General features: G+C 46.2%; 12 protein-coding genes. 5 read left to right on the forward strand and 7 right to left on the reverse strand.

Going from position 1 to position 10,081, the window contains the following annotated elements; translation table 11 throughout:
- The coding region (locus ABUA47_RS19265; protein ID WP_349831911.1) for a PD-(D/E)XK nuclease family protein at positions 1-1,004 on the forward strand (1,004 nt) is incomplete at its 5' end.
- Positions 1,005-1,124: 120 nt separating this feature from the next.
- Here the strand turns inward: ABUA47_RS19265 and ABUA47_RS19270 are convergent.
- The 5 genes from ABUA47_RS19270 to ABUA47_RS19290 form a co-directional block, all read right to left on the reverse strand.
- A complete protein-coding gene (locus ABUA47_RS19270) occupies positions 1,125-2,252 on the reverse strand; it encodes a response regulator (protein WP_005836562.1) in 1,128 nt (375 codons plus the stop codon).
- 41 nt (positions 2,253-2,293) lie between these two features.
- Positions 2,294-3,229 carry a UDP-glucuronic acid decarboxylase family protein gene (locus ABUA47_RS19275; RefSeq protein ID WP_349831912.1) on the reverse strand — a complete coding sequence of 312 codons (936 nt, stop codon included), beginning with the start codon at positions 3,227-3,229 and terminating at the stop codon, positions 2,294-2,296.
- Between the two features lie 165 nt (positions 3,230-3,394).
- Entirely contained in the window at positions 3,395-3,928 is a 534-nt protein-coding gene (locus ABUA47_RS19280; RefSeq protein ID WP_005825377.1) for an IbrB-like domain-containing protein, read from the reverse strand.
- Positions 3,925-5,214 carry a DUF3440 domain-containing protein gene (locus tag ABUA47_RS19285; RefSeq protein ID WP_005836560.1) on the reverse strand — a complete coding sequence of 430 codons (1,290 nt, stop codon included), beginning with the start codon at positions 5,212-5,214 and terminating at the stop codon, positions 3,925-3,927. The genes ABUA47_RS19280 and ABUA47_RS19285 overlap by 4 nt, the downstream gene beginning before the upstream one ends.
- Before the next feature lie 2 nt (positions 5,215-5,216).
- Positions 5,217-5,612: a hypothetical protein gene (locus tag ABUA47_RS19290; RefSeq protein WP_005825381.1), complete on the reverse strand. Its 396-nt coding sequence runs from the start codon at positions 5,610-5,612 to the stop codon at positions 5,217-5,219.
- Positions 5,613-5,804: 192 nt separating this feature from the next.
- Here ABUA47_RS19290 and ABUA47_RS19295 point away from each other — a divergent pair, with 192 nt between their 5' ends.
- The gene (locus tag ABUA47_RS19295; RefSeq protein WP_005825383.1) at positions 5,805-6,356 is read left to right on the forward strand and encodes a chromate transporter; all 552 of its coding nucleotides are present in this window, start codon (positions 5,805-5,807) and stop codon (positions 6,354-6,356) included.
- Positions 6,353-6,877, forward strand: a complete 525-nt coding sequence (locus ABUA47_RS19300) for a chromate transporter (RefSeq protein WP_005825387.1) — start codon at positions 6,353-6,355, stop codon at positions 6,875-6,877. The genes ABUA47_RS19295 and ABUA47_RS19300 overlap by 4 nt, the downstream gene beginning before the upstream one ends.
- Here ABUA47_RS19300 and ABUA47_RS19305 read toward each other — a convergent pair.
- Positions 6,869-8,086 (reverse strand): sugar MFS transporter, encoded by a 1,218-nt coding sequence (locus ABUA47_RS19305; RefSeq protein ID WP_005825389.1) that lies wholly within the window; start codon positions 8,084-8,086, stop codon positions 6,869-6,871. The two genes, ABUA47_RS19300 and ABUA47_RS19305, sit on opposite strands and share 9 nt — an antisense overlap.
- A gap of 153 nt (positions 8,087-8,239) precedes the next feature.
- Here ABUA47_RS19305 and ABUA47_RS19310 point away from each other — a divergent pair, with 153 nt between their 5' ends.
- On the forward strand, positions 8,240-9,124 hold the full coding sequence (locus ABUA47_RS19310; RefSeq protein WP_008663309.1) for an AraC family transcriptional regulator: 885 nt from the start codon (positions 8,240-8,242) through the stop codon (positions 9,122-9,124).
- 94 nt (positions 9,125-9,218) lie between these two features.
- The gene (locus ABUA47_RS19315; protein ID WP_008663307.1) at positions 9,219-9,638 is read left to right on the forward strand and encodes a pyridoxamine 5'-phosphate oxidase family protein; all 420 of its coding nucleotides are present in this window, start codon (positions 9,219-9,221) and stop codon (positions 9,636-9,638) included.
- Here ABUA47_RS19315 and ABUA47_RS19320 read toward each other — a convergent pair.
- The coding region (locus ABUA47_RS19320; protein ID WP_349831913.1) for an aminotransferase class I/II-fold pyridoxal phosphate-dependent enzyme at positions 9,615-10,081 on the reverse strand (467 nt) is incomplete at its 5' end. The two genes, ABUA47_RS19315 and ABUA47_RS19320, sit on opposite strands and share 24 nt — an antisense overlap.

A 10,081-nucleotide genomic window follows, 5' to 3' on the forward strand; every position in this document is an offset into this window, starting at 1 on the left:
ACCTTGAAGCCGGACAATCTCCACAGCAAGCCCGGGAAATTGAGATTCACAAGACACCGGAGATGTTGCAACAGATGTTCGACGCCTACAACATCCACCAACGTCCCAAAGCGTTCTTCTCCCCCTCTGCCCTCAATGCCTATCTGGACTGCCGCCTGAAATTCTACTACCGATACGTAGCCGGCCTGAAAGCTCCCGATGAAGTAAGCGCCGAGATAGACTCCGCCCTCTTCGGCACCATCTTCCACCGTTCCGCCGAACTGGTGTACAACGAACTGACAGCCAACGGACGGGAGATACGTAAAGACGACCTGGAACAATTACTGAAAGACGATGTTCGCCTGCAAGCCTATGTGGACAATGCTTTCAAAGAAAAGTTCTTCCATGTGCCCCTTACGGAGCAACCGGAGTATAACGGTACGCAGCTCATCCATTCCAAAGTCATCGCCTCTTACCTGCGCCAGCTCCTGCGCAATGACCTGCAATACGCCCCGTTCCGTATGGAGGGCATGGAACAGGACGTCAGAGAAATGATGGAAATAGATACTCCGCAAGGAAAGCTTGCCTTACAGATAGGCGGTACCATCGACCGCCTGGACAGCAAAGGAGACACGCTACGTATCGTGGACTACAAGACAGGCGGTACTCCCAAGACTCCCGAAAATATAGAACAACTGTTTACTCCCGCCGACAACCGTCCCAACTATATTTTCCAGACGTTTCTGTACGCCGCCATCCTCTGCCGCAAGCAATCGCTGAAGGTAGCCCCTTCCCTGCTCTACATCCACCGGGCAGCTTCCGAAAGCTACTCCCCGGTCATCGAAATGGGAGCGCCACGACAACCCAAGGTACCGGTCAACAACTTCGCTTTCTTCGAAGACGAGTTTCGCGAACGGCTGCACGGACTCCTGCAGGAGATATTCAGCCAAGAAGAAACATTCAGCCAAACAGAGGATACCCGGAAATGTGAATATTGCGATTTCCGCAGTCTGTGTAAGAGATAAAAAACAGACCATCCGTTCATAAGAAACAGATGGTCTGTACGACCGTAACAGACGGTCTATTTGAGTCTGACGGATGGTCTGTTTTACTTCAACGGACCATCCGTTCTATTTTCTTCGTTATCACTTCTTCACCGGAATAGAGAAGCTGAATATGGAGCCTTCGCCTTCCTTGGAAGTAAACCACAGTTTACCGCCATTCTTCACGACAAAATCCTTGCATAGCAACAAGCCCAGTCCCGAGCCTTCTTCGTTGTTCGTGCCGAACGTGCTGAAATGCGTATCAGTATGCAACAACTTCTTCTGCCCCTCCTCGCTGATGCCACAGCCATAATCCTGGACGCTGACAACTGCCATACCATCTACTTCCTCCATCTTCACCAGTACCTCTGAGTTCTCCTTACTGAACTTAATGGCATTACTCAACAAGTTACGGACCACTGTCTTCAGCATGTCAATATCAGCGTTGACCATCATTTTTTCCGGTTTCATCTCGCGGATTCTTATCTTCTTCAGGCTTGCCACCATACTGAAAATCTCAATGACACCGTCTGTCACTTCGACGAGGTCCACATCCTGATAAACCACGTTCAACTTACCGATTTGACTCTTTGTCCATTTCAGCAGGTTATCCAGCAATGAAAACACATCCTCCGTAGTCTGATTAGCCATCGTCAGAAGCTCGTACATTTCGGCGCCAATTTTCTCAGATGGCAAGTTCAATATCAGCATATTCAGCACCATTTTGATGGATCCCATCGGAGAACGTAAGTCATGGGCAATCACCGAATAAAGCTTGTCACGCCCGGCAATAGTACGTTGCAGTTCTTCCGTCTTACTCAAAATCAACCGTTTGGCAGCTACCAAAGATATTTGGTGGGTAACACGGATAATCAATTCCTCCTTATTGAAAGGCTTAGAGATGAAGTCATTCGCGCCAACCTGAAACCCCTTCACAATATCTGCCGTACTATTCAGTGCGGTCAGAAAGATGATTGGAATATCAGCTGTATTCGGATTTGACTTTAAATGTTGAGCTACTTCAAAACCACTCATGTCCGGCATCATTACGTCAAGCAAAACCAAATCAGGATTTTCCTTTTCCACCTGTTCCAACGCTTGCCGCCCGTTACTTGCAGTAGCAATCGCGAATTTCTCATTTGTCAAAAGCACTTTCAACAATAAAACGTTTGACATCACATCGTCAACGATGAGAATCTTGTATTCGGAAGGATTTATTTCCATGTTCATCTTTCTATATTGTTTTTCCCGTTATCAAAATTACTATTTAGTTAGGAACGATATTCCTTAAAATACTCTATTATATACTGTAAACCCTCTTCCAGCTCTATAGTCGGTTCCCAGCCCAACTTTTCCTTTGCCAGAGTGATGTCCGGCTGACGCTGTTTGGGATCATCATGAGGCAGTGGCTTGAAAATCAGTTTCGACTTGGAATTCGTCAGCCTAATGACCTTTTCCGCCAGTTCCAATATGGAGAATTCATTCGGATTTCCCAAGTTTACCGGACCGATAAAATCGTCCTCCGTGTTCATCATCCGCACCATACCTTCTATACAGTCATCTACATATTGGAAACTTCGCGTCTGATTACCCGAACCGTATATTGTAATATCCTGGTTCTGCAATGCTTGAACCACGAAATTGGAAACCACCCGTCCGTCATTCGGCAACATCCGAGGACCGTTCGTATTGAATATACGGATAATCTTGATCCGCACTCCATTCTGGCGGTGATAGTCCATAAACAATGTCTCGGCACAACGCTTCCCTTCATCATAACAAGAACGGAGGCCAATTGGATTTACATTTCCCCAATAACTTTCCACTTGGGGATGAATAACGGGGTCACCGTACACTTCGCTGGTAGAAGCCTGCAATATCTTGGCATTCGTCTTTTTGGCCAGCCCCAGCATATTGATGGCGCCCAATACAGAAGTCTTGATGGTTTTAATGGCATCATATTGGTAGTGGATGGGAGAAGCAGGACAAGCCAGATTATAGATTTCGTCCACATCTGCCTCATAAGGGGTTTCCACATCATGCAGTACAAATTCAAAGCGGGGATTGCTCTTCAGATGAGTGATATTTCCTTCCGAACCGGTGAAAAGATTATCCAGACAAATCACCTGATGCCCGTCGTTTATCAATCGGGTACAAAGATGAGAACCTATAAAACCAGCACCGCCACTAACCAAAATTTTCTTCATGTAATGTTTTTTATAGTGCCTTAAAGCACATAGGACCTATTCTGTTTGTTTTGATGCTGACAAATGTAGGCGATTTGACTAAATTATGCAAGTTTGCAACGAAATATTTCACTTGTTAATGAATATAAAGAGGCAGATTAAAAAATCCACCCCTGAAATATTCATTTATTTATCCGCCACATACTCTTCTTTCTTATCCGGAATGCTGAAGTTCTTGTTCGCAAACAAGTCTGCCAGACCCGAAATTTGCTTTAAACGCAACACTTCGTCGCGATCCATTCCGATATTCTTCATTATCCATTCATCAGACATACCGGCTCTGTCCAATTCCGCAACAATATGGCACATCAACTCGATATTATGCGTACCACGGGCACGATTATGACGGATAGTGGACGCCATACGGTTGGAAAGTTCCTTGTCAATCACGACCACGGGAAGCAACCCGTTTTCGCGCTGATAAATTCTTTTGGATGTCTTCAACACCTGATAACGGTGGTAACCGTCCACCAGGATGTAGTTATCCTCTTCCTCATCATAGTAACAGACACAAGGCATGGTGAAACCATCTTCCCAGATGGAAAGCTCCAGAAGCTTCATTTCGGGCGGTGCCACTACATTCGGATTGTAATCGTTTGCTTGTATTTTCTCTATTGGAATTGCCCTTACGTTATATACCGGACTTTTATCTACGCTCATAACATCATATTTTTGAATTGTTCCATTATCTTGTCTCTTTTGTATGCCTCTTCCTTGTTCAAGGCAAAACCCATGTACTTGCAGGCATGGTCATTCTTCAGGATGCATATGCACATCCGCTTATAAGTGGGAATTTCCCGGAATTCCGCGATGTCAATATCATCCAGATAATCCATGCGCACCGGCTTCTTGTTTGTCTTGTAATTCGTGATATTTATCACTTCAATGGACACTCCTGCATCCCTCAGCTTCTGGATGGTCTCGTCAGCCAGACACCCCCCTTTTGTACGCCAGAATTCAATGCTGACGGTAAGCTTTTTCAAGTAGTTCCTCCGGGTCTCTTCCGGCAAGGTGGAAAGCAGGAACTGCATAAAGCCTTTCCACGTATACCCTTCGGGCAGTCGGACCGTCTGCCACCCCATAGCACGCGTCCCTCCGTAAATACCGGTAAAGTTCACCCCGTTGACCCGCCCTATCATTCTTCCCCAAGTATTCGGGTCGATGACACGATACAGCTTCAGGCTCTCTTGTGCCTCACAAAGAAAAGGGCTTGCCACACGCTGGCGTTCGATATTGACTCCGGCTTTATAATATAGGTCATACAAATGGTTATAGTCAAAGCCGAATTTGCCATTGGCTGTCCAGATATCCGTCGTCTTCCAATCATAAATGGGATAAGCATTGAAAATGTCATTGCCTATCTTCGAGGTCCAGCGGTAATTGTGGTACATCTGATACTTCCGGTTCAGATGGATGCTGCGCCAGCGGTTAAAACTCTCTTGCGTACGGATGCCTATGAGAAAGCAGGCACGCACTCCATCCTTCTTCTCATGCAGCCATTTGGCAAAGTGCATCTGGAACTCATAATCCCACATTTCGGGAGTGTAGAAAGGAAACGTCTCTTTAGTGAGGCAGCCTTTCGGCATCTTCCTTACCCAAATGTCCTCCAAATCCTCCTGCCACGGACGCCAGTAACTCTGGTACATCGACGTACAAGTCGTTACACGGAAAGGCACACAAACACGATACACCTCCAATATATCCTTATTCGCCTCCAATACCCGGTCCACATAATCAATGGTCATGCTGTACTGTATCTCATAGTCCATATGGAATACACACAGTTTACGGTTCAGCCGGTTCCGGCGGATATAGTCTATGCACAAATTCAGCAACACTCCACTATCTTTTCCTCCCGAAAAAGAGACGCATATCGTGTCAAATTCCCTAAAAATCACATCAAGACGTTCTTGCGCCAGTTCATACACATTTTTGGGTGTAGCCATAATTATCTGTTTTTCTTCATTTTCACATAACGGGTCCATACCTTGTCTTCCAAAAAGCCCAGCTCGCTGAAGACATCCCTATCTTCAACAAAGCTAACAGCCGTCAGACTACTCTCCTCGCCCTGCTTCTCAAGTACCTTTTCCAGAAGCAATTTTAGCGTGTCAACATTCCTTTCCTTAATATAATAGTTGTTGATGACACATTCATACTTCTTGTGCTCCACCGGCACAAAACCTACAACATGTTTATTATCCAGAGCAACAAACCACTCGTACTCTTCCGATGTCCGGAAAGGGTAATTGTAGTTCTGTTTCAGCACTTCCGGGCTCATAACCAAAGGGGCTACAAGCTCATACAGCTTTTTATCCGTACCATGTAATTGCACTATCTGTATCATATCTACATTTATATTATTTGTAATTACGTGTTAAAGATAAAGCTTATTTACGACGGAATATTCTCCTTTTAAATAGATTTAAGAATATAGCCCTGTAATATAAAATATTAATAAATAAATATTATCCCCCTAATTTGTATATGTTGATTAATTTGGGTTTCTTTGCAAAAGAAAGTCACCCGAAGAGAAATAATGAAATATTTACTGCTTTTTATGACCTTTGCCAAGATAGGAATGTTCACTATCGGTGGCGGATACGCTATGATACCTCTCATTGAACGGGAAATCGTAAAAAAGAGATGGATGAGTAAAGAAGATTTCATGGAAATGTTTGCGTTGACCCAGTCACTTCCCGGTGTTTTTGCTGTCAATATATCCATATTCGTCGGCTACAAGCTGCATAAAGTAAAAGGTAGCCTGGTGTGTGCACTTGCCACAATCCTCCCCTCTTTTGTCATCATGATGCTGATAGCCATGTTCTTCGCTCATTTTCAGGACAACCAGGTGATGATACGCATCTTTAACGGTATCCGTCCGGCAGTAGTCGCACTGATTGTGATACCCTGCATTTCGGCTGCACGGGCACTGAAGCTGAAGTATTGGCAACTGGTGCTTCCAGCCATCGCCACCATACTCATCTGGCAATTCGGGCTATCCCCCGTATACATTGTCCTTGCAGGAATTGCAGGAGGAATGCTCTATACATTATGGTTAAAAGATAAACTGAGAAAATTACAGATATGATTTATTGGCAGCTGATATTGGTATATCTAAAAATCGGAATGTTCGGTTTCGGAGGCGGTTACGCCATGTTGTCCCTCATCCAATATGAGGTGGTGGACCACCATCACTGGCTCACCCTGCAACAATTCACGGACGTAGTGGCCATCTCGCAGATGACGCCTGGTCCGATAGGCATCAACAGTGCCACCTATGTGGGCTATGCAGTTACTCAAAGCGTGTGGGGAGCTGTCGTGACCACCATTGCAGTATGTCTTCCCTCGTTCATCCTGGTATTGCTCATCTCTTACTTCTTCGTGAAATGCAAGGACAACAAATACATCAAGGCGGCAATGTCGGGACTGCTGCCCATGTCCGTATCATTGATAGCTGCTGCTGCCCTATTGCTGATGAACAAGGAAAATTTCATAGATTACAAAAGCATACTTATCTTTGCAGCCGCTTTCGGCGTGACGTGGAAGTGGAACCTCCACCCTATCTTACTGATAATCCTTGCCGGAGTCGCAGGCTTCCTTCTATATTGAAGAAGCGGTAGAGACGGACACCATCTTGCGGGCATATGCCCACACCACGCAATAGGCAACCAGCGGTACGATGAACGCCCACACCATCGTCGTATGGTCTGCCACCAGTCCCATCAACAGCGGACCTACCACGCCTCCCACGGGAGACATCATCAGGAAAGAGGAAGCCCTCTTGGTATGGTTGCCCAGCCCGCGCAAGGAAAGTGCAAAAATCGTGGGAAACATAATAGCCTCAAATGCATATCCGCACAACAGAGCTGCAAGCGACACCATTCCTACATCCAGCAACACCAACAAGGTAGTCATCACAGTGCCCGTAGCACAAACCAGCAACATCTTCTCGGCACGCACACGTCCCATAATCCAGCTACCGGCAAAACGTCCTAACATAAATAATCCCAGTCCACCGAAAGAAAGCACTACGGAAGCTTCGCGGGCATTCATCCAATTCTGCTCCACCACGTAGTTGATGAAGAAGCTGTTGATGGAAATCTCGCCGACCTCATAGGCAAACAAGGCTATCAGCCCGAAAATGAAAAGCCGGTGTGACCACAATCCGACCTTATTACCAGCTTCGTCCACCTCCACACTATGTTCAATCTCGGGCAACTTGATTCTTGAAAAGACCAACGCTACCAGCAACACAATTACCCCCATGCAGATATAGGGCAATGCGACATTACCCGAGCCCGTCTGCCCATCCTTCGAGAAGAGCAGCAGTCCAGCCAGTACTGGTGCACAGATACATCCCAGACCGTTGAAGGATTGCGCGAAATTCAGCCGGCTGGCAGCAGTTTCCTTTGCGCCCAATTCTGTGGCATAAGGATTGGCGGCAGTTTCAAGAAACGTCAGTCCACAGCCTATCACGAACAATGCAAACAAGAAAAGATTAAAAGACAGATAATGCTGCCCGGGGATAAAGAGCAGCGAACCGACGCCGTAAAGCAACAGACCGAATACCACACCCCGGCGGTATCCGAAGCGACTGATGAAAAATCCTGCAGGAATGGCCATAATGAAGTATCCCATATACATCGTCATCTGTATAAAGGCCGAATGTGTCTTCGTGATATCCAGTATCTCTTGAAAGTGCTTGTTCAGTACATTCAGAATGGCATGGGCAAATCCCCACAAAAAGAAAAGAGAGGTAATCAAAATGAAGGGCACAAGGTATTGTCTGCCCACCAATGGTATTCGTTTCTGTTTCATAATATGATAATTCCAGACAATCGTTGCAAGGCGATTGATAATTGCGGGTGCAAAGATAAACAAAACTCCCGGTCTTTACCCAACATTTTCCTATTCGCTATTGTACGGAGCAGCTTTTTCTCTAACTTTACTGCCATCATACAATGTTAAGCCATGAAAAATGCCATCCCACGATACAATTTCTACAAAACTAAGTACGGAAGCGAACTTCTGATAGATGTCGTTGATTTGCAGTATACCCGGAAATTCTTGACCCAGGGAAAAGTACATATTCTGACCTACTATGACATCACCTTCATCACAGAAGGAGAAGGAGAATTCACTATCGGTAACCGGACACACTTGGCAGCTCCCGGTGATGTATTCTTCTCCAAACCAGGTGAGGTGCGCAGTTGGGACACAGACCGTATCGGCAACGGTCATGCTCTAATTTTTGAGGATACCTTTTTGACCTCTTTCTTCAAAGACCCACTATTCGTGCAGCACCTCCCGTTCTTCCGAATGGGAAAAATGGTAGACAAACTCCAACTGCCGAACGGGCTCTATGCACGAATACTCCAACTTCTGCACGACATAAAGGTCGAAATCGACTCTTTCCACCCACACGATACGGGCATATTACGCGCCTTACTTTACGAAGTCCTCATGCTACTCAACCGTGCCTACTGCACCTCTATCCCTCCGGAGACGGGTAAGGAGCCACATAAAGATATCAGCAGCTTCCACCTCAGCCGATTCTTCGAATTGGTTGGGGAGCACTTCCGGGAGCAGCATTCTGTACAATTCTATGCCGATAAACTATGCATCACTCCCAACTATCTGAACGAAATCCTCTCTTCGGCCATAAACATCAACGCCAAGCAGTACATACTCAACAAGGTTACAGACGAAGCCCAGCGTCTGCTCACCTACACCGACCTCCCCATTTCAGAAATAGCCTCCGAACTCCATTTCTCAACCGTCTCCTACTTTGTACGTAGTTTCCGACAATGTATAGGGTATACTCCCCTCGCCTACCGGAAAATGGAGAAACCGTGAAAAGTGACATATCCTCCTTCTTTTTTATTGTACAAAAGTTCCACTTACCGGCTATCTTTGCCCTTGAAACAATAACCCATAAAAAAAACAAACAATGAGAGATGCAGAAAAAACAGTAGGAAACATGATTGACAAGGAAAAAACCATCTTTGTCGGTTCGGTGGATGCCGAAGGCTTTCCCAACATCAAGGCCATGTTGCAAACCCGCAAAAGGGAAGGGCTCAAACACATTTACCTATCAACGAACACCTCGTCGATGCGCGTTTCGCAATTTCTCAAAAATAACCGGGCATGCCTTTACGTCTGCAACACACGCTTCTTCAAGGGCGTAATGCTGCGCGGCACGATGGAGATACTGACGGACAGCACCAGTAAGGAAATGATATGGCAGGAAGGCGACACTATGTACTATCCCGAAGGAGTGACTGATCCCGATTATTGTGTCCTGAAGTTCACCGCCTTCTCCGGTAGGTATTACAGCGGATTTAAATCAGAAGACTTCACGATAGAATAAACGGGCCATCCGTTCCAGTCCATCAGCAAGCAGAGCCCGGGGACAAGCGATATTCAGCCGGATAAAGCCCTCTCCACCGGGACCGTACATCGTACCGGAATTGACCATCAGATGCTGTTGTTCTTGCAAACGCAAGGCGACAACATCTGAGCTGATACCGGAAGCACGGCAGTCTATCCAAACCAAATAAGTTCCTTCGAGTGGCAGCACGGGATATTGTGGTAACCGTTCCTTGAAAAAGCAGCAGAGGTATTCGTAATTCCCCCGCAGATATTTCCGCAAGGCATCGAGCCATTCCCCACCTTCGTTGTAAGCTGCCATTGTGGCGATTACGCCGAACGGATTGACGTCGCATACCTCGTTGATGTTAATGGCTCTGTCAATACGGCGGCGCACCTCTTCATCGGCTGCGATGATATTGGCGATTTGCAACCCGGCAAGGT

It is taken from the genome of Bacteroides sp. RTP31139st1_H2_RTP31139_211217, from assembly GCF_040227615.1.
GTDB lineage: Bacteria > Bacteroidota > Bacteroidia > Bacteroidales > Bacteroidaceae > Bacteroides > Bacteroides uniformis.

Bases quoted from the DNA above. Each gene is read 5' to 3' on its own strand.
- ABUA47_RS19300 (WP_005825387.1), top strand. From the start codon at position 6,353: ATGATTTATTGGCAGCTGATATTGGTATATCTAAAAATCGGAATGTTC.
- ABUA47_RS19285 (WP_005836560.1), bottom strand. From the start codon at position 5,214: ATGGCTACACCCAAAAATGTGTATGAACTGGCGCAAGAACGTCTTGAT.
- ABUA47_RS19275 (WP_349831912.1), bottom strand. From the start codon at position 3,229: ATGAAGAAAATTTTGGTTAGTGGCGGTGCTGGTTTTATAGGTTCTCAT.
- ABUA47_RS19290 (WP_005825381.1), bottom strand. From the start codon at position 5,612: ATGATACAGATAGTGCAATTACATGGTACGGATAAAAAGCTGTATGAG.
- ABUA47_RS19315 (WP_008663307.1), top strand. From the start codon at position 9,219: ATGAGAGATGCAGAAAAAACAGTAGGAAACATGATTGACAAGGAAAAA.
- ABUA47_RS19280 (WP_005825377.1), bottom strand. From the start codon at position 3,928: ATGAGCGTAGATAAAAGTCCGGTATATAACGTAAGGGCAATTCCAATA.
- ABUA47_RS19270 (WP_005836562.1), bottom strand. From the start codon at position 2,252: ATGAACATGGAAATAAATCCTTCCGAATACAAGATTCTCATCGTTGAC.
- ABUA47_RS19295 (WP_005825383.1), top strand. From the start codon at position 5,805: ATGAAATATTTACTGCTTTTTATGACCTTTGCCAAGATAGGAATGTTC.
- ABUA47_RS19310 (WP_008663309.1), top strand. From the start codon at position 8,240: ATGAAAAATGCCATCCCACGATACAATTTCTACAAAACTAAGTACGGA.
- ABUA47_RS19305 (WP_005825389.1), bottom strand. From the start codon at position 8,086: ATGAAACAGAAACGAATACCATTGGTGGGCAGACAATACCTTGTGCCC.